General features: G+C 64.6%; 17 protein-coding genes. 11 read left to right on the top strand and 6 right to left on the bottom strand.

Going from position 1 to position 20933, the window contains the following annotated elements; translation table 11 throughout:
• Positions 1-27: 27 nt before the first annotated feature.
• The 6 genes from OVO38_RS00875 (at position 28) to OVO38_RS00900 (ending at position 10951) form a co-directional block, all read left to right on the top strand.
• On the top strand, positions 28-966 hold the full coding sequence (locus tag OVO38_RS00875; RefSeq protein WP_267207525.1) for a DUF3068 domain-containing protein: 939 nt from the start codon (positions 28-30) through the stop codon (positions 964-966).
• 407 nt (positions 967-1373) lie between these two features.
• Positions 1374-4871 carry a DNA-directed RNA polymerase subunit beta gene (locus OVO38_RS00880; RefSeq protein ID WP_095277996.1) on the top strand — a complete coding sequence of 1166 codons (3498 nt, stop codon included), beginning with the start codon at positions 1374-1376 and terminating at the stop codon, positions 4869-4871.
• A gap of 110 nt (positions 4872-4981) precedes the next feature.
• The gene (locus OVO38_RS00885) at positions 4982-8980 is read left to right on the top strand and encodes a DNA-directed RNA polymerase subunit beta' (RefSeq protein ID WP_095277994.1); all 3999 of its coding nucleotides are present in this window, start codon (positions 4982-4984) and stop codon (positions 8978-8980) included.
• Positions 8981-9114: 134 nt separating this feature from the next.
• Positions 9115-9759, top strand: coding sequence for a hypothetical protein (locus tag OVO38_RS00890; protein WP_133064812.1), 645 nt, complete (start codon positions 9115-9117; stop codon positions 9757-9759).
• Positions 9756-10262, top strand: coding sequence for a hypothetical protein (locus OVO38_RS00895; RefSeq protein WP_095547650.1), 507 nt, complete (start codon positions 9756-9758; stop codon positions 10260-10262). The genes OVO38_RS00890 and OVO38_RS00895 overlap by 4 nt, the downstream gene beginning before the upstream one ends.
• A complete protein-coding gene (locus OVO38_RS00900) occupies positions 10259-10951 on the top strand; it encodes a hypothetical protein (RefSeq protein WP_267207526.1) in 693 nt (230 codons plus the stop codon). The genes OVO38_RS00895 and OVO38_RS00900 overlap by 4 nt, the downstream gene beginning before the upstream one ends.
• On the opposite strand, the gene OVO38_RS00905 is transcribed toward OVO38_RS00900, so the two are convergent.
• Positions 10891-12216, bottom strand: a complete 1326-nt coding sequence (locus OVO38_RS00905; RefSeq protein WP_267207527.1) for a hypothetical protein — start codon at positions 12214-12216, stop codon at positions 10891-10893. The two genes, OVO38_RS00900 and OVO38_RS00905, sit on opposite strands and share 61 nt — an antisense overlap.
• Positions 12217-12460: 244 nt before the next feature.
• Between OVO38_RS00905 and rpsL the strand changes: the two genes are divergently transcribed.
• The 5 genes from rpsL (at position 12461) to OVO38_RS00930 (ending at position 18046) form a co-directional block, all read left to right on the top strand.
• The gene (gene rpsL, locus OVO38_RS00910) at positions 12461-12832 is read left to right on the top strand and encodes a 30S ribosomal protein S12 (RefSeq protein WP_076598032.1); all 372 of its coding nucleotides are present in this window, start codon (positions 12461-12463) and stop codon (positions 12830-12832) included.
• Positions 12833-12838: 6 nt separating this feature from the next.
• Positions 12839-13306: a 30S ribosomal protein S7 gene (gene rpsG, locus OVO38_RS00915; protein ID WP_095277982.1), complete on the top strand. Its 468-nt coding sequence runs from the start codon at positions 12839-12841 to the stop codon at positions 13304-13306.
• Between the two features lie 257 nt (positions 13307-13563).
• Positions 13564-15687, top strand: coding sequence for an elongation factor G (gene fusA / locus OVO38_RS00920; RefSeq protein ID WP_267207528.1), 2124 nt, complete (start codon positions 13564-13566; stop codon positions 15685-15687).
• A 363-nt stretch (positions 15688-16050) separates the two neighbouring features.
• Complete coding sequence (tuf, locus tag OVO38_RS00925; protein WP_095277977.1) at positions 16051-17241, top strand: elongation factor Tu; 1191 nt, start codon at positions 16051-16053, stop codon at positions 17239-17241.
• Between the two features lie 112 nt (positions 17242-17353).
• Entirely contained in the window at positions 17354-18046 is a 693-nt protein-coding gene (locus OVO38_RS00930; RefSeq protein ID WP_267207529.1) for a hypothetical protein, read from the top strand.
• A 24-nt stretch (positions 18047-18070) separates the two neighbouring features.
• Here OVO38_RS00930 and OVO38_RS00935 read toward each other — a convergent pair whose 3' ends face one another.
• From OVO38_RS00935 to OVO38_RS00955, 5 genes are all read right to left on the bottom strand, one after another.
• The gene (locus OVO38_RS00935; protein WP_267207530.1) at positions 18071-18631 is read right to left on the bottom strand and encodes a hypothetical protein; all 561 of its coding nucleotides are present in this window, start codon (positions 18629-18631) and stop codon (positions 18071-18073) included.
• Positions 18628-19374, bottom strand: a complete 747-nt coding sequence (locus tag OVO38_RS00940; RefSeq protein WP_267207531.1) for a hypothetical protein — start codon at positions 19372-19374, stop codon at positions 18628-18630. Before OVO38_RS00940 ends, OVO38_RS00935 begins: the two co-directional genes overlap by 4 nt.
• On the bottom strand, positions 19358-20341 hold the full coding sequence (locus OVO38_RS00945; protein ID WP_267207532.1) for an Asp23/Gls24 family envelope stress response protein: 984 nt from the start codon (positions 20339-20341) through the stop codon (positions 19358-19360). Before OVO38_RS00945 ends, OVO38_RS00940 begins: the two co-directional genes overlap by 17 nt.
• Positions 20341-20541, bottom strand: coding sequence for a hypothetical protein (locus OVO38_RS00950; RefSeq protein WP_095277968.1), 201 nt, complete (start codon positions 20539-20541; stop codon positions 20341-20343). The genes OVO38_RS00945 and OVO38_RS00950 overlap by 1 nt, the downstream gene beginning before the upstream one ends.
• Positions 20542-20628: 87 nt before the next feature.
• A complete protein-coding gene (locus OVO38_RS00955) occupies positions 20629-20931 on the bottom strand; it encodes a hypothetical protein (RefSeq protein ID WP_267207533.1) in 303 nt (100 codons plus the stop codon).
• Between the last annotated feature and the right edge of the window lie 2 nt (positions 20932-20933).

Here is a 20933-nt window from a genome sequence, read left to right on the forward strand (position 1 = left end):
CGAGCTGTGTCCACTACACTTTGGCCCATGCTGCCTAAATCCAGGATTCTCTCCGCGCTCCTCGTGGGTCTCGGCATCGCGCTCGTGGTTGCTGGCCTGCTCGCGCCGCGCTTCCTGCTTGGCGACGCCCGCCTGCCCCTCGACCTCGCGCACACCACCTGGACGCTTCGCGACGACGACGGCACACGCGAAGGCGAGCCTGCCCCCGTGACCCGCCAGCTCCACATGGAGGTGCAGGACCCCTCGAATGACGACGTGGCGAGCGTGCGCATCGGCGATACCTTGCGTGCCGGCACGGCCGGTTCGGACTTTGACAACCTCGTTACCGCGTCCACCTGGTCGATGGTGCTGGACCGTGCCACCGGCCAGGTGGCCTTGCCTGCGCAGGTGTCCAGTCAGATGGCGATGCCTGCGACGGAGGTGCCCGTGGACGGGCCCTGGCTGAAGCTGCCGTCCGACGTGCAGCAGCAGGACTACAACGTGTTCGACCCGCAGCTGCGGGGGAGTGCGCCCGCGCAGTTTGCCGGCGAGGAAGAGATCGCCGGCCGCACTGTGTATACCTTTACCCAGCACATCGAGCCGACGAACTTAGCGCTGCGCTACGCCGACGCCTTGAATGCCAGCACCGCCGAGGTCGGCGAAGGCGAGGATGCTGACAGCGTGCGCACCTTCCGCAACTACGCTGCGGACCGCGAAATTCAGGTCGACCAGGTCACCGGTCTTGTGGTTGGCATGAAAGAAAAGGTCGACATCTTCTACGCCGACGACAACGGCGAGCACCCCACCAACGTCATTACCTACGACGCCGCGATGTCGCCGGAGGATACCGAGGCGATGGTGGCCCAGCTCTCCCGCGTGGTGCCGCAATCCGTATCGCAAAAGGTGACGTGGGGTACCATCGCGCTCGGCGCGCTTGTCGCCCTGTTTGGCCTGGTCGGCGCGTTCCGTCCCGGCCGCGCCCGCTAGCCGGGTGTCGCGGGGTTGCCGAGTTAGCAACCTCTGGTGGTAGGCTTCCCCGCAGCGACGTCACCGGTGAGGTTTCCGGTGCAGGAGCAAGCTTATCGACGGCACCGCTTTCGCTCCGACGACGCGCAGGCGACACGGGGGTGTGTCTGCTCTTTACAAAGCGTGCACTGTGCTATAGGCTAAGTCGTTGCGCTGGAAGCCGTCTCCAGTGAAGTGCGCGAGCCTTGCATGAGGCGCCCGTCGGAAAGCCTGTGTGAGCAGGGGGTATGTCGAAGGGTGCTGATTTGACAAGGTGATTTTGTCATCTCTGGGGGCGGGTCTTCCGAAGCAGACCGAAATGCTAACTTACCCAGCGGAAATGCCGGTTGTTTACAGAGCCAGAGTAAATAGCGTGGCGTCCGCCCTAGGTGCTGGAAGGACCCAACTTGGCAGTCTCAAACCAGACCATGTCAATGGCTGATATTCCCGGGGCCCCCGAACGTTACTCGTTCGCCAAGATCGCTGAGCCGATCACCGTCCCGGGTCTTCTTGATGTACAGCTTGAATCTTTTGCGTGGCTCGTCGGTACGCCTGAGTGGCGCACCCGCGAGCAGGAGCTGCGCGGCGAGGACGCCCGCGTGGCCAGCGGCCTGGAGGACATCCTGGAGGAGATCTCTCCGATCCAGGACTACTCCGGCAACATGAGCCTGACGCTGTCCGAGCCGCGCTTCGAAGATGCGAAGTACACCATCGAGGAAGCAAAAGAGAAGGACATTAACTACTCCGCGCCGCTCTACGTGACGGCGGAGTTTATTAATAACGATACGCAGGAGATTAAGTCCCAGACCGTCTTTATTGGCGACTTCCCGCTGATGACGGACAAGGGCACCTTTATTGTCAACGGCACCGAGCGTGTCGTTGTCTCCCAGCTCGTGCGCTCCCCGGGCGTCTACTTTGACGAGACGATTGATAAGTCCACCGAGCGTCCGCTGCACGCCGTGAAGGTGATCCCTTCCCGTGGTGCGTGGCTGGAGTTCGACGTGGACAAGCGCGACACCGTAGGTGTGCGCATTGACCGTAAGCGTCGTCAGCCGGTGACCGTCCTGCTGAAGGCGCTCGGCTGGACCGAGGAGCAGATCAAGGAGCGCTTCGGCTTCTCCGAGCTCATGATGTCCACGCTGGAGAACGACGGCGTGGCCAACATGGACGAGGCCTTGCTGGAGATCTACCGCAAGCAGCGCCCGGGCGAGCAGCCGACCCGCGACCTCGCGCAGTCCCTGCTGGAGAACTCCTTCTTCCGCCCCAAGCGCTACGACCTGGCCCGCGTTGGCCGCTACAAGGTCAACCGCAAGCTGGGTCTCGGCGGCGATCACGACGGCCTGATGACGCTGACCGAGGAAGACATCGCCACCACGCTCGAGTACCTCGTGCGCCTGCACGCTGGCGAGACCGAGATGACCTCCCCGTCCGGCGAGCTCATCCCGATCAACACCGACGACATCGACCACTTTGGTAACCGTCGCCTGCGCACCGTTGGCGAGCTGATCCAGAACCAGGTCCGCGTCGGCCTCTCCCGCATGGAGCGCGTCGTGCGCGAGCGCATGACCACCCAGGATGCGGAGTCCATCACGCCGACCTCTCTGATTAACGTGCGTCCGGTCTCCGCTGCGATCCGCGAGTTCTTCGGTACCTCGCAGCTCTCGCAGTTCATGGACCAGAACAACTCCCTGTCCGGCCTGACGCACAAGCGTCGTCTGTCCGCGCTGGGTCCGGGCGGCCTGTCGCGTGAGCGCGCCGGCATCGAGGTCCGAGACGTACACCCGTCCCACTACGGCCGCATGTGCCCGATTGAGACCCCTGAGGGTCCGAACATTGGCCTGATCGGCGCGCTCGCGTCCTACGCTCGCGTCAACCCGTTCGGCTTCATCGAGACCCCGTACCGCAAGGTCAACGACGGCAAGCTCGCGGACCAGATCGACTACCTCACGGCCGACGAGGAGGACCGCTACGCGATTGCGCAGGCGGCCACCCCGATGACCAAGGACGGCGAGCTGACCGGCGAGCGCATCGAGGTCCGCCTCAAGGACGGCGACATCGGCGTCGTCGGCCCGCAAGGCGTTGACTACCTCGACATCTCGCCGCGCCAGATGGTCTCCGTGGCAACGGCGATGATTCCGTTCCTCGAGCACGACGACGCGAACCGCGCCCTCATGGGTGCGAACATGCAGAAGCAGGCTGTGCCGCTGCTGCGCTCCGAGGCTGCGTACGTGGCCACCGGCATGGAGCAGCGCGCTGCTTACGACGCTGGCGATACCGTCATCTCCCCGCTCTCCGGTGTGATCGAGACCGTGACCGGCGACTACATCACTGTGCTGGGCGACGATGGCACTCGCGACACCCAGCAGCTGCGTACCTTCCACCGCACCAACCAGGGCACCTGCTACAACCAGACTCCGATCGTGTCTGCTGGTCAGCGCGTCGAGGCTGGCCAGGTGATCGCGGACGGCCCGGGCACGAAGAACGGCGAGATGGCGCTCGGCCGCAACCTGCTCGTCGCCTTCATGCCGTGGGAAGGCCACAACTACGAGGACGCAATCATCCTCAACCAGCGCGTGGTGGAGGAGGACATCCTCACCTCCGTGCACATCGAGGAGCACGAGATTGACGCCCGCGACACCAAGCTCGGTGCCGAGGAAATCACCCGCGAGATCCCGAACGTGTCCGAGGACGTGCTCAAGGACCTCGACGAGCGCGGCGTGATCCGCATCGGTGCTGACGTGCGCGACGGCGACATCCTCGTGGGTAAGGTCACCCCGAAGGGCGAGACCGAGCTGACCCCGGAGGAGCGCCTGCTGCGCGCCATCTTCGGTGAGAAGGCCCGCGAGGTCCGCGACACCTCCCTGAAGGTGCCGCACGGTGAGACCGGCAAGGTCATCGCGGTCCGCCGCTTCTCGCGCGAGGACGACGACGATCTGTCCGCAGGCGTGAACGAGATGATCCGCGTCTACGTCGCGCAGAAGCGCAAGATCCAGGACGGCGACAAGATGGCAGGCCGCCACGGCAACAAGGGTGTTGTGGGCAAGATCCTGCCGACGGAGGACATGCCGTTCATGGAGGACGGCACCCCGGTGGACATCATTCTGAACACGCACGGCGTGCCGCGTCGTATGAACATCGGTCAGGTCCTCGAGGTGCACCTGGGCTGGCTGGCCAAGGCCGGCTGGACCGTGAACCCGGATGACCCGAAGAACGCCGCGCTGCTGGAGACCCTGCCGGAGCACCTTTACGACGTCCCGCCGGAGTCGCTGACCGCAACGCCGGTATTCGACGGCGCCTCCAACGAGGAGATCGCAGGACTGCTGGCAAACACCAAGCCGAACCGCGACGGTGACGTGATGGTCGACGGCCAGGGCAAGACCCGTCTCTACGACGGCCGCTCCGGCGAGCCGTACAAGTACCCGATCTCCGTCGGCTACATGTACATGCTCAAGCTGCACCACCTTGTGGACGAGAAGATCCACGCCCGTTCCACCGGCCCGTACTCCATGATTACGCAGCAGCCGCTGGGCGGTAAGGCCCAGTTCGGCGGCCAGCGCTTCGGCGAGATGGAGGTGTGGGCAATGCAGGCGTACGGCGCTGCTTACACCCTGCAGGAGCTGTTGACCATCAAGTCGGACGACGTGGTCGGCCGCGTGAAGGTCTACGAGGCGATTGTGAAGGGCGACAACATCCCGGATCCGGGTATCCCGGAGTCCTTCAAGGTGTTGCTCAAGGAGCTGCAGTCCCTGTGCCTCAACGTTGAGGTGCTCTCCACGGACGGCAGCGCCATGGAGCTCGACGGCGACGACGATGAGTTTGACCAGGCCGGTTCCTCGCTGGGCATCAACCTCTCGCGCGACGAGGGGTCAGCGGCGGATACCGTCTAGGCGCCAGGTGGGCGTCGATAAGCACTTGTGCTTGCGGCGCCCTGAATGAAACGAGAAGAAACTATCCACACGCAATCCTCCCCAGCTGGGGGAGGTGAAAGGGAATTTACGTGTTTGACGTAAACCTCTTCAACGAGCTTCGCATCGGCCTGGCCACTGCAGAAGACATTCGTAAGTGGTCCCACGGCGAAGTGAAGAAGCCGGAGACCATCAACTACCGCACCCTCAAGCCCGAGAAGGACGGCCTGTTCTGCGAGCGCATCTTCGGCCCCACCCGCGACTGGGAGTGCGCCTGCGGTAAGTACAAGCGCGTCCGTTACAAGGGCATCATCTGCGAGCGCTGCGGCGTCGAGGTGACCAAGTCCAAGGTGCGCCGCGAGCGCATGGGCCACATCGAGCTCGCCGCTCCCGTGACCCACATTTGGTACTTCAAGGGCGTCCCGTCTCGCCTGGGTTACCTGCTTGACCTCGCTCCGAAGGACCTGGAGCGCATCATCTACTTCGCCGCCAACATCATCACCAGCGTCGACGAGGAAGCACGTCACAACGACATGTCCACCCTTGAGGCGGAGATGCTGCTGGAGAAGAAGGAAGTCGAGGAGGACGCCAACTCCGAGATCGCTGAGCGCGCACACAAGCTGGAGGAAGACCTCGCCGAGCTCGAGGCTTCCGGCGCGACCGCCGCTGCCCGCAAGAAGGTGCAGCAGGCAGCCGACAAGGAAATGACGCACATCCGCGAGGCCGGCGAGCGCGAGGTCGAGCGCCTCGACGACATCTGGCAGACCTTCCAGAAGCTCGCCCCGAAGCAGATGATTATCGACGAGGTGCTCTACGAGGAGCTCGTCGACCGCTACGAGGACTACTTCACCGGCGGCATGGGCGCTGAGGCAATCCAGACGCTGATCCGCAACTTCGACCTCGAGTCCGAGGCCGAGGAGCTGCGCACCATCATCGCTGAGGGCAAGGGCCAGAAGAAGGTCCGCGCGCTCAAGCGCCTCAAGGTCGTCGCTGCGTTCCAGCGCTCCGGCAACGACCCAGCCGGCATGATCCTGGACGCGATCCCGGTGATCCCGCCGGAGCTGCGCCCGATGGTGCAGCTGGACGGCGGACGCTTCGCCACCTCCGACCTGAACGACCTGTACCGTCGCGTGATCAACCGCAACAACCGCCTCAAGCGCATGATTGACCTCGGCGCGCCCGAGATCATCGTGAACAACGAGAAGCGCATGCTGCAGGAGTCCGTGGACGCGCTGTTTGACAACGGCCGCCGCGGCCGTCCGGTCACCGGACCGGGCTCCCGCCCGCTGAAGTCCCTGTCCGACCTGCTCAAGGGCAAGCAGGGCCGCTTCCGCCAGAACCTGCTGGGTAAGCGCGTCGACTACTCCGGTCGTTCCGTGATTATCGTCGGCCCGCAGCTCAAGCTGCACGAGTGCGGTCTGCCAAAGCTGATGGCGCTCGAGCTGTTCAAGCCGTTCGTGATGAAGCGCCTGGTGGACAACCAGTACGCGCAGAACATCAAGAGCGCGAAGCGCATGGTGGAGCGCCAGCGCCCCGAGGTGTGGGACGTGCTCGAAGAGGCCATTTCCGAGCACCCGGTGCTGCTCAACCGCGCACCGACCCTGCACCGCCTGGGCATCCAGGCCTTCGAGCCGAAGCTGGTCGAGGGCAAGGCCATCCAGCTGCACCCGCTGGCGTGCGAGGCGTTCAACGCTGACTTCGACGGCGACCAGATGGCAGTCCACCTGCCGCTGTCCGCAGAGGCACAGGCGGAGGCCCGCGTACTGATGCTGTCCTCCAACAACATCCTGTCCCCGGCGTCCGGCAAGCCGCTGGCAATGCCGCGCCTGGACATGGTGACCGGCCTGTACTTCCTCACCATGCTGAAGTCCACCGATGAGATCGGCGGCGAGGGCGCCTACGCGCCTGCCGACGAGAACGGCCCGGCACAAGGCGTCTACTCCTCCTACCGCGAGGCGATCATGGCGTACGACCGCGGCGTGCTCGGCCTGCAGGCCCCGATCAAGGTCCGCATCGACCACCTGCGCCCGACCGTTGAGGTCGAGGAGGAGCAGTTCCCGGACGGCTGGACCAAGGGCCAGGCATGGATGACCGAGACGACGCTCGGCCGCATCATGTTCAACGAGCTTCTGCCGTTCAACTTCCCCTTCCAGGAAGGCGCCATGGTGCGCAAGGGCGGCGGCGCCGGCAAGGTGCTGCTGGGTGACATCATCCAGGACATGGTGGAGAAGTACCCCATGATCACCGTCGCGCAGACGCTGGACAAGATGAAGGACGCCGGCTTCTACTGGGCAACCCGTTCCGGCGTGACCATCACCATGTCTGACGTGCTGGTGCTCCCGAACAAGACGCAGTTCCTCGAGCGTTACGAGAAGGAAGCCGAGGAGATCGAGCGCAAGTTCTGGGAGAAGGGTGCGCTTACCGAGGAGAACCGCTACGACCGACTGGTTGAGCTGTGGCAGGACGCCACCAACAAGGTCGGCCAGGCCGTGGAGGACCTCTACCCGGACGACAACCCGATTCCGATGATCGTGAAGTCCGGTGCTGCCGGTAACATGCGCCAGATCTGGACCCTGGCCGGCATGAAGGGCATGGTCGTGAACTCGCGCGGTGAGTACATCACCCGCCCGATCAAGACCTCCTTCCGCGAGGGCCTGTCCGTGATGGAGTACTTCAACAACTCCCACGGTTCCCGTAAGGGCCTGGCCGATACCGCTCTGCGTACCGCGGACTCCGGCTACCTCACCCGTCGTCTGGTGGACGTGGCGCAGGACGTCATTGTCCGCGAGCTGGACTGTGGCACCCACCAGGGCGTCAAGGTCCCGGTGGCAGAGGCCGCTGGTGACGCCTTCGTCCGCCATGACCTGGTGGAGACCTCCGTGTCCGGCCGAGTCCTGGCCTCCGACGCGAAGGACTCCGAGGGCAACGTCGTCTTCGAGGCCGGCACCGAGCTGTCCGAGGAGCGTATCGACGTGCTCGTGCAGAAGGGCGTCGCCGAGGTCAAGGTCCGCTCCGTGCTGACCTGCCAGACCCCGACTGGCGTCTGCGCCAAGTGCTACGGCAAGTCCATGGCGTCCGGCCAGCTGGTGGACATCGGCGAGGCCGTCGGCATCGTCGCTGCACAGTCCATTGGTGAGCCGGGTACCCAGCTGACCATGCGTACCTTCCACCAGGGTGGTGTCGGCGGCGACATTACCGGTGGTCTGCCGCGTGTCCAGGAGCTGTTCGAGGCCCGCGTGCCCAAGAACTGCGCGCCGATCGCGTCGGTCGCCGGTACGGTCTCCCTGGAGGACGAGGGCAACTTCTGGACCCTCACCATCCACCCGGACGATGACTCCGACGACGTGGTGTACGAGAAGCTGTCCAAGCGCCAGGGCCTGGCCCAGGTGCGCCGCCCGATGGAGTCCAACCCGGACGCCATGATCGAGCGCTCCCTGCGCGAGGGCGACCACGTCGAGGTGGGCGAGCGCCTGCTCCGCGGTGCCGCAGACCCGCACGACGTGCTCGAGGTCCTCGGCCGTCGCGGCGTGGAGAAGCACCTCATCGACGAGGTGCAGGCCGTGTACCGCACCCAGGGTGTGTCCATCCACGACAAGCACATCGAGATCATCATCCGCCAGATGCTGCGCCGCGGCACGGTCATCGACTCCGGCTCGACCGAGTTCCTGCCGGGCACGCTGATCGACCTCTCCGAGGCACGCCAGGTCAACGCCGCCACCGTGGCGGACGAGGGCCAGCCGGCGGAGATGCGCTCCGAGATCATGGGTATCACCAAGGCCTCACTAGCTACCGAGTCCTGGCTGTCGGCCGCCTCCTTCCAGGAGACGACCCGCGTGCTCACGGACGCCGCGATCAACAAGCGCTCCGACCAGCTCATCGGTCTGAAAGAGAACGTGATCATCGGTAAGCTGATCCCGGCCGGTACGGGCATTTCCCGCTACCGCAACATCCAGGTCAAGCCGACCGAGGCCGCGCGCTCCGCGGCGTACTCCATCCCGAGCTTCGGCGAGGGCATCTACGGCGACGAGGGCTACGGCGAGTACACCGGCGCCTCCGTCCCGCTCGACGAGTACGGCATCGACCAGATCTAGCCTTCTGGCTGTTAGCTAGGTCTGCTCACCAACCGGCCCGGCTCCTCCGCAACTGTGCGGTAGGGGCCGGGCCGTTGGCGTCGATAAGCACGCGTGCCGAGCGCGCCTGCGGAAACTCTGCTTAGATTCCAGGTGTGAGCGAAGTATCGTCGACACCAGCGGCGAAAGGCCCCCGGCCATTTGCTGGATTGGCCAAATCGGTCGCGGCCGACCTTGGCACCCGGACCAACGCGACCCTCGCGGCGTTGCTCGCGGTTGTGGGCATCACCGGTGTCAGCGGCGGACTGGAAGCGGCCCCGCCCGAGGGCCTCACCGTGGCCGCGGCGCCGAGGGGCACCGGTGCGCTCGCGCAGCCTGTCGAGTTCACGGCCGCACCGTTCGAGATCTCGGTGCGGCGCACCTATACGCTTGGCGACGCACGCGTGGTGGAAATGCGACTCACCAACACCGCCTCGCGGCCTGTCCCTGCGCCGCAGTTCCTCATGGCGTTCGCCCTAGAGGACTCGCATCTTGGCCCAGAGGAGCAACCGGACATGAGAGCCGCGGTCGTACGCAAGCACAGCGCGGAGGCGCTCACCGAGGTTGCGCCATCCGAGGCGATCTCGCCCAACCCTGGCGTGCCGCTGGATGTCGCGCTCATCTTCCAAGGCCCGAGCGGCGCGAATGCCGCGGAGGCGGACACGCTGGTGATCACGTCGCTGGAGTACCGTACCTCCTTCCTGGACGGGGCGAAGGCCTGGCTGACCAAGGACCGTGCTGCGGAGGTGAGCCTGCGGTGACGACGGTACCGCGCCGAATAGTGGCGACCGCGGCGGCGCTGGCCCTGCTCAGCCTGGGCGGCCTCATCCGCGAGCAGCTTCCCGACGCGCAGGACCGGGCCTTCGCGCCGTTTGACTACGGCGCCGAGGCACCGAAGATCGGGCGGGTTGATGGAGTCCACACCATTACCGCCGATGCGATCAACGGCGTGCCAACGCACGCCCGCTGGCTGGTCGTGGATTTTACCCATACACCCGATACTGGCCAGGTACTCGAAGGGCAGATCAAGGCTACCGACGGCACGCTCTACGGACCCGCGAACCACCTCGCGTCGTCGTGTGGCACCCTGTACCCGCAACTTCCTACGCAGTGCACCCTCGTCTTCGAAATGCCGGCAGAGCAGATTGCGGAGGCGAGGCTGTTCTTGCACCCGTCCGCCACGCAGATGGCGCCGCGGGTAGTGCTGGAGCTCGGCGAACCAGTCGAAGCCGGAAACATCAGCAGGGAGGGGCTCACGCTATGAAACTTACCTGGTGGGCTGCCGCCCCGGTGGCGATCGGGTGCATGCTGGCGGCATCGTCGCAGCCGTACTTCGGGATCTATCGGCCGTGGTCCTGGACCCAGGAGCAACGCATCGCGGCCGGCACCCCGGGCTCGTTTGACCTGCCCATCGATGGCCTCGTGGAGGGGGAGGGGAGCGGGCCGCCGCGCCGCACCGCTGAGGTGGAGGTGATCGGGTTCCAACGGGTCGAACACGAGGAAGAGATCGGGCTCGATGCGCCCGACGGGTTTGCCATCTGGGCGTTACTCACCCAGTGGCGCGCACCGGAAGACTCTGTGTTGTCCCACTGCCGCATGTGGGCGACAGGTTCGGACGGGCGTGACTACCAGCGCACGGATCAAATCTTCGGCGAAGTGGTGAGTGACATGAGCGCCCTGCACAGCTGCACCCCGCCGGGCGAGGGCGGGCCGGCGACGGAGTCGGTGGACCTCCGCACCGCTACGGTCCGCGTTGTTCAGGGTGACCCGCGCCCGGAGGAGTGGCGCAAACTCATCCCCATCGCGATGCCGGAGGGCGTGCAGCCGGAGCAGCTCCACCTCGGGTGGAACGAGCCCGACTACGTCACCCTCGACCTGCCGGAGCCGAAAAACTACGTGGACGACCCGGAGTCCAAGGCGAGAGACGCATCGGGATCTGCGGCGGGCGAGTAGGAGCGGCGCAGGAAGAAGTCGAGCCCCGAGGCGATCAGGCACACCACGAGCAGCAGGTACGCGGCGCGCGCGAAGATGAGGATGTACGCAGCGATGACTTCGCTGACAAGCGCGTCCTGTGGTCCCACGATGGCGCGACCCACCTCGACCACGCCCAACTCGACTCCGGCGGCGAGCATGAACACGATGCAAAACATCACCATTGGCACGATGCCTGCCTTGGCCAGCGTGCGAAGGCCGCTCCACGTGGTCTTCAGCGGCCCGGCGATAGGCTGCATCGCCTGGTTGGCAACGTACTTGGCCTCCTTTTCAACCACGTGGCGCGCCCGCCTCTTGAAGCACTGCGAGCTGTCCGCAGCTTCGGCGTCCGGCGCCGCTTCCTTCTCCCGGCTGGCAACCAGCGACGTGCCGAAGACCACTGCGCCGAGGGCGAGCCACGCGACCGGAATGGTCACCAGCTGGTTGATCACCGGTAGCGCCTCCGTCAGCCAATCCCAGGCGCTGGCGAGGATGCCTGTGTGCTCGGCAATGCCGTCCCTCAGGTCCACGTAGCGGTCGTACGCGGGCGCAATTCCCCGCCTGCTCAGCGCCCAATCCTGTACGTCTGCGAGCTTGTTGGTCACAAATATCGATACGGTGGACATCCACAGCACGTCGAGGTAGGCGGCAAGATAGGTGAGGCCGAGACCACGTTCTGCCAGCGCGAAGTAACCAATAATCTTGCGCAGCACGATCGTCACCGCAATGAGGGCGAGCAGGGATGCGGTGCCGTCGACGAACACCCGGCTAAAGTCCGCGGCAAAGCCCTGGTTCATGAATTCGTCGTTCGTGGCGGCGCGGCGGAACGCGGCGAGGTCCTCCTTAAGCATGCCGTGCGTGGCGTACACAGTGAGAAACGAAATCAGCATCCCGCCCGCCGAAAACAGGCGCGTGCGTGACGACGTCTCCTCCCGCCCCGGAATCGCCCGGGAGAGGAAGGGGAGCGACGGGCGGAGGTACCAAAGGGCGTAGATCAGTGCGACCATGACGGAGAGCGGAGCAAGCGGCATCACCAGGCTGGCCCCGACCTTGCTGAAGTTGGAAATCCACACCGCGAGCCAGATCACGGCTTGGCGTCCCGTCAGGCCCAGGCAGACACACGTGATGAGCTGCGGGAGGTGCCGGAGGAGGAGACCGGCGGCGCGTACGGGAATGATGACGGACTCGGCTGCGATCTCGCGCGCAGACTGGGAGAACTCACCCGGCGGTGAGGTCGTGGTCGACATGCTTGCAGTGTAAATGAGGAGGCGTCGGGTGGCTCGTCGATAAGCGATTTGCTCTTGTGACGCGGGGTGATGTAGCTTGAATGAGGTTTCGCTCGCGATAATTCGCGTGGCGGAAAGATACGAACTCCGTGCGGCTGCGCACTCGCGGTCAGGTAGTTCATGCACACGGCAGGGCCCCGAAAAGAGCCCCCATTTTTGCATGTACGGCCACCTTAGCGCGCACCGCTTAACAGAAAGAGCGTGAATGCCTACTATTCAGCAGCTGGTCCGCAAGGGCCGCCACGATAAGAGCAAGAAGGTGGCTACCGCTGCGCTGAAGGGCTCGCCCCAGCGTCGCGGCGTGTGCACCCGCGTGTACACCACCACTCCGAAGAAGCCGAACTCGGCACTGCGTAAGGTCGCCCGTGTGCGCCTGACCTCCGGCATCGAGGTTTCCGCATACATCCCGGGTGAGGGCCACAACCTGCAGGAGCACTCCATGGTGCTCGTGCGTGGTGGTCGTGTGAAGGACCTCCCGGGTGTCCGCTACAAGATCATCCGCGGCGCACTGGATACCCAGGGCGTCAAGGACCGTAAGCAGGCTCGTTCCCGTTACGGCGCAAAGAAGGGACAGTAATCAGAAATGCGTAAACAGCAAGCTCCGAAGCGTCCCGTAGTCAAGGACCCGGTTTACCAGTCCGAACTTGTTACCCAGCTGGTGAACAAGGTGCTGCAGGACGGCAAGAAGTCCACCGCCGAGCGCATCGTCTACGGCGCACTCGAGGCGTGCCGCGAGAAGACCGGCACCGACCCGGTTGGCACCCTGGAGAAGGCCCTGGGCAACATCCGCCCGGACCTCGAGGTTCGTTCCCGCCGTGTTGGTGGCGCGACCTACCAGGTCCCGGTTGAGGTCAAGCCCGGCCGTTCCAACACCCTCGCACTTCGCTGGATGGTGACCTTCACCCGCCAGCGTCGTGAGAACACGATGGTCGAGCGCCTTGCTAACGAGATCCTGGATGCATCCAACGGTCTCGGTGCTTCCGTGAAGCGTCGCGAGGACATGCACAAGATGGCCGAGGCCAACCGCGCCTTCGCCCACTATCGCTGGTAATCACCGGCGCGCACGGTTTTCTATGACACCCGGATGTCAGCTGCCGCAACTGCGTAGAAGCAAATTGAATATCTGCTTCGTGCATCGTTGTTGTGCAGTTGCGTCCGGGTGTTTTTTGGAATGACCGACGCGACTCACCCTGCCATTTGATGAAAAAGGTGGCAGAATTGACAAAGGAAATTATTCGCCATAGGCGCCCGCTGGAGATTCCCCCGAGTCTGCAGAGCGTCGACGACTTTTAAGTTGGGGTATTAACTGTGGCACAAGAAGTGCTTAAGGATCTGCACAAGGTCCGCAACATCGGCATCATGGCTCACATCGATGCTGGTAAGACCACCACGACCGAGCGTATTCTCTTCTACACCGGTATCAACCGTAAGGTCGGCGAGACCCACGATGGTGCCTCCACCACTGACTGGATGGAGCAGGAGAAGGAGCGCGGCATCACCATTACGTCCGCTGCCGTGACCTGTTTCTGGGACAACAACCAGATCAACATCATCGACACCCCGGGCCACGTCGACTTCACCATCGAGGTTGAGCGCTCCCTGCGTGTTCTCGATGGCGCCGTCGCCGTCTTCGACGGCAAGGAGGGCGTGGAGCCGCAGTCCGAGCAGGTGTGGCGCCAGGCCGCTAAGTACGACGTTCCGCGTATCTGCTTCGTCAACAAGATGGACAAGATGGGTGCGGACTTCTACTTCACCGTGGACACCATCATCGAGCGCCTCGGCGCTAAGCCGTTGGTTCTGCAGCTGCCGATCGGCGCTGAGGACGACTTCGACGGTGTTGTCGACCTGATCGACATGAAGGCCATCACCTGGCGCGGCAAGGTCGAGACCGGCGCTGAGCCGACCATTGAGGAGATCCCGGAGGACCTCAAGGAGAAGGCAGAGGAGTACCGCGAGAAGCTGCTCGAGGACGTCGCTGAGTCCGACGAAGAGCTCATGGAGAAGTACTTCGGTGGCGAGGAGCTCACCAAGGAAGAGATCCAGGCTGCCATCCGCAAGATGACCATCAGCACCGAGGTCTTCCCGGTTCTGTGTGGTACCGCATACCGCAACAAGGGTGTTCAGCCGTTGCTCGACGCTGTCGTGGCTTACCTGCCGAACCCGCTCGACATCGGCGAGATCCAGGGCCACGCTGTCGGTAACGAGGACGAGGTCCTCACCCGTAAGCCGTCCGTGGAGTCCCCGTTCTCCGCTCTGGCTTTCAAGATTGCTGCCCACCCGTTCTTCGGTCAGCTCACCTTCACCCGCGTGTACTCCGGACAGGTTGTTCCGGGTACCGAGGTTATGAACTCCACCAAGGGCAAGAAGGAGCGCATCGGTAAGCTCTTCCAGATGCACGCCAACAAGGAGAACCCGGTTGAGCAGGCAGATGCCGGTAACATCTACGCCGTCATTGGTCTGAAGGAAACCACCACCGGTGACACCCTCTGTGACAAGGATGACCAGATCATCCTCGAGTCCATGGACTTCCCGGACCCGGTTATCAAGGTCTCCATCGAGCCGAAGACCAAGGCTGACCAGGAGAAGCTGGGTACCGCTATTCAGAAGCTGGCTGCCGAGGACCCGACGTTCACCGTCGAGCTCGACGAGGAGACCGGCCAGACCGTTATCGGCGGTATGGGCGAGCTGCACCTCGACGTCATGGTGGACCGCATGAAGCGCGAGTTCAAGGTCGAGGCAAACATCGGTAACCCGCAGGTTGCTTACCGCGAGACCATCCGCAAGAAGGTTGAGTCCCTGGACTACACCCACAAGAAGCAGACCGGTGGTTCCGGTCAGTTCGCGAAGGTTATCTGCACCATCGAGCCGTACAACCCGGACCCGGAGACCCTGGAGGAGGGCGAGTCCGCAACCTACAAGTTCGAGAACGCCGTTACCGGTGGTCGCGTGCCGAAGGAGTACATCCCGTCCGTCGACGCTGGTATCCAGGACGCTATGCAGTACGGCTTCCTCGCTGGCTTCCCGCTGGTGAACATCAAGGCCACCCTGGAAGACGGCGCTTACCACGACGTCGACTCCTCTGAGATGGCCTTCAAGCTCGCCGGCTCCCAGGTCCTCAAGGAGGCCGTGGCCAAGGCGAAGCCGGTTCTGCTCGAGCCGGTTATGGCCGTCGAGGTCGTGACCCCGGAGGAGTACATGGGTACCGTGAACGGTGACATCTCCTCCCGTCGTGGCCAGGTCTTCTCCATGGAGGACCGCTCCGGCGCGAAGGTCGTCAAGGCTAAGGTGCCGCTGTCCGAGATGTTCGGCTACATCGGTGACCTGCGTTCTTCCACCGCCGGCCGCGCGAACTTCACCATGGTGTTCGACTCCTACGCTGAGGTTCCGCAATCCGTCGCACAGGAGATCATCGACGAGCGCAACGGCAACTAGTCGATCGCCCCGGCACCTTCCTCGGACGGTAGCTCCGCGTGCCAGCGGAGGTACCGGCTGATGGGGGAGGCGCTCCCGCCAAAGGGGTAACGGCTGGGCTGAGTCACCGCACACCTCGGAAGGATCCGTCGAGGGTCGTCCGCAGACTGTGGGTGTCTGAGCCGGCCGTTACTCACTTGGTAGATCCGGGTTTTTCGGGTCGACCGGTTTGAAAAACGGTCACCAAATATCTAGGATCATGTAACTGGCACATTGTGAAATGGTCATTGCCCTCGGCATCGTGTGAACGGGGCCGGGGCAGGGCAAATGTAAACTACGTGGCTGCGAAGGTCGTAGCCACCATGAAGTCCAGGAGGACATACAGTGGCAAAGGAAAAGTTCGAGCGCAGCAAGCCGCACGTGAACATCGGCACCATCGGTCACGTCGACCACGGCAAGACCACCACCACCGCCGCAATCACCAAGGTGCTCGCTGACGCTTACCCGGAGGAGAACAAGGCCTTCGCGTTCGACGCGATTGACAAGGCTCCGGAGGAGCGCGAGCGCGGCATCACCATCAACATCTCCCACGTGGAGTACAACACCCCGAAGCGTCACTACGCACACGTTGACGCCCCGGGCCACGCCGACTACATCAAGAACATGATTACCGGCGCTGCTCAGATGGATGGCGCTATCCTCGTCGTCGCTGCTACCGACGGCCCGATGCCGCAGACCCGTGAGCACGTGCTGCTCGCTCGCCAGGTTGGCGTCCCGTACATCCTCGTTGCACTGAACAAGTGCGACATGGTTGACGACGAAGAGATCATCGAGCTCGTCGAGATGGAGGTCCGCGAGCTGCTGGCCGAGCAGGAGTTCGACGAGGAAGCTCCGATCGTCCAGATCTCCGCTCTGAAGGCTCTCGAGGGCGACGAGAAGTGGGTCCAGTCCGTCATCGACCTGATGGAAGCCTGCGACAACTCCATCCCGGATCCGGAGCGCGAGACCGACAAGCCGTTCCTGATGCCGGTTGAGGACATCTTCACCATCTCCGGCCGCGGTACCGTTGTGACCGGCCGTGTTGAGCGTGGCGTCCTGAACATCAACGACGAGGTCGAGATCATCGGCATCCGTGACAAGGCCACCAAGACCACCGTCACCTCCATCGAGATGTTCAACAAGCTCCTCGACACCGCTGAGGCTGGCGACAACGCAGCACTGCTGCTCCGTGGTCTGAAGCGCGAGGACGTTGAGCGTGGCCAGGTTGTCATCGCACCGGGCGCTTACACCCCGCACTCCAAGTTCGAGGGTTCCGTCTACGTCCTGTCCAAGGACGAGGGCGGCCGCCACACCCCGTTCTTCGACAACTACCGTCCGCAGTTCTACTTCCGCACCACCGACGTCACCGGTGTTGTGAAGCTGCCGGAGGGCACCGAGATGGTCATGCCGGGCGACAACGTCGACATGTCCGTCGAGCTCATCCAGCCGGTCGCTATGGACGAGGGCCTGCGCTTCGCTATCCGCGAGGGCTCCCGCACCGTCGGCGCTGGCCGCGTTACCAAGATCCTCGACTAATTCAGTCGCTGATCTGGTAAACACCAGAGCATAAGCAAAGGGCCACCACCCCGCGAGGGGAGGTGGCCCTTTTCGCGCGCCCGAATTCAGCGCCTGATTAGACTCTGCAACTGTGCACAACGACCCAACCCGCATCCCCACCCTCCTCGACGCGCTCCGAGACACGTGGGAGGGCCAACCCGACTTGTCGCTCTCCGCGCTGATCGGCGTGCTGCAAAACCGGGGAGCCTCCTACGGCACCACGGACGAGGAACTCCTGGGGCTGCTCCGCGAACTCGAAGCCGAACACCCCGCGCTGCTGCGCGAGCTCCCGGAACAACCCGTGCTGATCACCACCGAGGAACCCGCACATGAAGTGAGCATGGACGGCAGCACCGTGGTGGTGCGCTCAAGCGCGAACCCGGATCAGATGCCCAGCGTGTGGAAGTACGCGGCGTTTCGGCCCGTGGGGCCGGGCAGGCCGCTCGTCGTCGAGGACACGGAAGGGTTCCAGCACCGTCTTGGGGTGGTGAGGCTCGTGACGGTGCTGGACGCGCAGGACGCGCCGGAACTTGCGGGGCTGGAGCGCGGGGACATTGGGGGTGCCCGGTGGTTCGTTGCGCTCGAGGACGGCGCACGTGCCGTGCTGGGTCAGCGTCTGCGTGTGTGGCGGCCCAAGGGGCGCCGCGCGACGGCTCGCGAGGAATTGCGGTGGTCGCGGATCCTGCGGTGTGCAGTGGGGGAGGACATGCAAATCGCCCCAGGAGGCGGCGCGGGGCCGGCCTCGCTGGGGCGAGTGACGCAGATCGTGCTGCTGGAGGTGTAGGAGCCGGTCCAGCGGCACGGGGCGCTACGCGACGATCCTATCCAGGTGCAGCTGCCACACCGTGTCAATCTCCATGGTGTGGTTGGCCAGACGGAAGTCCTCGTCGGCGGCTTCGAGGAACCGCGTGACGTCGTCAAGCGAATAGCTCGGGGACGCAGTGACGGTGAAGCGCGCCGTGGGGCGGTTGCCCACAACGGAGACCTTGCTGCGGGCCTCGGTAACCATCTCGGATTTTTCCAGGAACGCGCAGGCGGCGTCGGCGACACGGGCAACGTTGATTTTGCTGTCGCCGTGCTGCGAGTCCGCGGACATGATCTCGCGGGTGCTGAACGCGCGGCTGCGGATGTTGGCCAGGACGAACCATGCGCCAAGAATCAGCAGAGCGACGAACGCGATGATCAGCGCCGTGCGGTACCAGGACTCGTCGGGCGTTGTGCCCAGCGATTCGCGGTCGAAGCGGTTGAGGTACTCGCTCACGTAGGGGATTTCCCAGTAGTAGGCCACGGGGATGAGCCCCGCGACCAGCAGGAGCAGGCCGACGAGGAACACAACGAGTCGGTCGAAGAAGGACAGTGTCTTGCTCATCGCTGAACCCCCTGGGTCTGCTGGGAAATCTCTGCGGCTGATTCCGGCGTGGCGTACGCGTCGGCAGCGCTGCCGGTCTGGTTGCCCGCACTCGCCGTGCTGGTCGAGGCGCTCTGCTGCTTCGGCGTGACCTTGACGCTGATGGCGGGCGGGGTGGTGAGCCGCTGGAATTCGCCGGACAGCACCGAGGTCAGGCGCTCCTGGAGCGCGGCACCGGAGCCGTCGTCCTCGACCTGCACGCGCAGCTTCTTGCGGTCCGCGCGGGACTGGATGCGCGCGTTGCCGACCTCGGCGCGCGTGGTGTGGGTCGCCTTGCGCGCGATGTCCACCGGGCGGGTCCAGATGGACGCCGGCGAATCAACACGCACGTGCGTGCGTCCCCTGGGCACGAAGGCGTAGACGATGAGCACGAGACCGATGATGGCGATGATGATGCCCACCGTCACGGCGGTGACGTCCATGGTGGCGCGGCCGACAAACTCGAAGACCGGGCGCAGCCACGAATCGTCGGAATTGCTGTTTTGGAAGAAGTACCACAGGTCGCGGCCGACCACCGCGGCGAGCGCAAGCAGGATCAAACCGATCAGCAGGGTGAGCCAGCGGACAGCGGGGTTTGCCCGCGGCTCGTCGCCCGGGTGCGGGCCCGCCGGGTGTGCGGTGGGCTGCACGGTCTGGGTGTGCGGCTGGTCGTCCGGTGCTGTGGCGTCGTAAGCCGGCGCGGAGGTGCTATCGGGTGCGGTCATACTTATTCACCACCGGTGTAATAGAGATCTGTTTCAGCGGTTGCGGGCGCGGCGCTCGCGGGCGGACGACGCGCTGCGGCGTCGGGACCTGAGGCTCGCGCAGCGGCGTGGCGTTGACCGTGACCTTGCGCAGCGGGCGCGCCGGCCGCGTCTCCACCTTCCGCAGGCGCAGCGGGGCGGCGGTGACTTCGGTGAGCCTGCGGCGAGGCGGCACCTCGGTGCGGCGCACCGGCGCGGGCTCCGGCACCCGCACGCGCTTGAGCTGCGTGGAGTTCACGGTGAACGGCGCTGGCACGCGTGGCTCCGGGGTGCGCGGGGACCACGGCTGCGCAGGAGCAGGCTTATCGACGCCCCTGAGCCCCGGCCCTGCGGTCACAAAGCCCTTCGTTTGCACGCTCATCGGTTTCGGCGCGCGGATGGACCTCGCGGTGGGTGCGGCTGGCGCGTGCACCGACGCGACCTTCGTCGGGCGCGGCGCGTTGAACTCCCACATGTCGTCCACGAGGGAACGCGCGTGGATGGCCTTCAGCGGTTGGCGCTCCCGCGTCACTGGAGAGGTCACCTTGAGCTGGTTGACCTTGATCGGCGTCGGGATGGCAAACGCGGAGTGGCTTGCCACGTCGTCCCAGGTCACGCGCGAGTTCAGGTCCTGCGCCTCCACGCTGGAAACGGACACGTTGACGCGCGAGACGTCCAGACCGGTGAGGGTGCGCACGTGGGAGATCACGGTGGCGCGCACGGCGTCCGTGATGGCGGCGATCGGCGCGGGGTAGGCGGTAGCGATCTCGGCTTCGATTGCCGCGACACCCGATTGTCGGTCGAGGTGGACATCTATTCTGGGGAAGCTGCGGCCGGCCAGTCCGGCGAGCTTCGCATCCACCGCGAGGGTGCCGGGCACCGACGAAGCCGCCACCTCGGCGACGCGCTCAACTGAGCGCTCGCTGATGTGGTAGAACGTCGTACCCATTAGCTGCGGCCTTTACCGGAGCTCGTGCTCAGGATCTCGGCGATGTCGAGGCGGCCGTCGAGCTGCGCGCCGATGACGCCACCGACGATGGTGAATAGCAACAGCCAAAGCAGGCCCAGCCATCCGCCGAACATGACGAAGAATGCGATGACCACGCCGATGATCACGCCGGCCAGCGTTTTATTGGAAGAAAGATTCATATCAATACCACTTTTCGGGGATTGGTGGCCGTGCGCCCCCGCGGGTGGCGGGGCGGCGCTCAGCCGCATGAGACGAGATCCGGGTGCCTACCGTGCGTCAGCCACGACGACGTCAACGAACGGGAAGTTCGTCGCGCCGAGCACGGCGGAGCGGACATCCTCGGCTACTGACTGAATGTCGCGCCCCGACGCCGTGTCGAAGACGATGTGCACTTCGATGCCGCGGTCGTCGTTGCGGGCGACCTGGCGCAAGCCGTCGATGCGGGCCTTTGGCAGCAGGAGCGCTACCTCGCCGACGCGGCCATTGTCCAGGGCAGCGACACCGGGAACACCGAGCGCACTGTCGCGGACGGCTTCCCCGACCTCAAGGGTGATGGGGGTCCGCGCCATAA

Source organism: Corynebacterium sp. Marseille-P8863, from assembly GCF_946902955.1.
Lineage (GTDB): Bacteria > Actinomycetota > Actinomycetes > Mycobacteriales > Mycobacteriaceae > Corynebacterium > Corynebacterium gottingense.

Coding starts and splice junctions, on each gene's coding strand:
- OVO38_RS00875 (WP_267207525.1), top strand. CDS start 28: ATGCTGCCTAAATCCAGGATTCTCTCCGCGCTCCTCGTGGGTCTCGGC.
- OVO38_RS00900 (WP_267207526.1), top strand. CDS start 10,259: ATGAAACTTACCTGGTGGGCTGCCGCCCCGGTGGCGATCGGGTGCATG.
- OVO38_RS00905 (WP_267207527.1), bottom strand. CDS start 12,216: ATGTCGACCACGACCTCACCGCCGGGTGAGTTCTCCCAGTCTGCGCGC.
- rpsL (WP_076598032.1), top strand. CDS start 12,461: ATGCCTACTATTCAGCAGCTGGTCCGCAAGGGCCGCCACGATAAGAGC.
- rpsG (WP_095277982.1), top strand. CDS start 12,839: ATGCGTAAACAGCAAGCTCCGAAGCGTCCCGTAGTCAAGGACCCGGTT.
- OVO38_RS00935 (WP_267207530.1), bottom strand. CDS start 18,631: ATGAGCAAGACACTGTCCTTCTTCGACCGACTCGTTGTGTTCCTCGTC.
- OVO38_RS00940 (WP_267207531.1), bottom strand. CDS start 19,374: ATGACCGCACCCGATAGCACCTCCGCGCCGGCTTACGACGCCACAGCA.
- OVO38_RS00945 (WP_267207532.1), bottom strand. CDS start 20,341: ATGGGTACGACGTTCTACCACATCAGCGAGCGCTCAGTTGAGCGCGTC.
- OVO38_RS00950 (WP_095277968.1), bottom strand. CDS start 20,541: ATGAATCTTTCTTCCAATAAAACGCTGGCCGGCGTGATCATCGGCGTG.
- OVO38_RS00955 (WP_267207533.1), bottom strand. CDS start 20,931: ATGGCGCGGACCCCCATCACCCTTGAGGTCGGGGAAGCCGTCCGCGAC.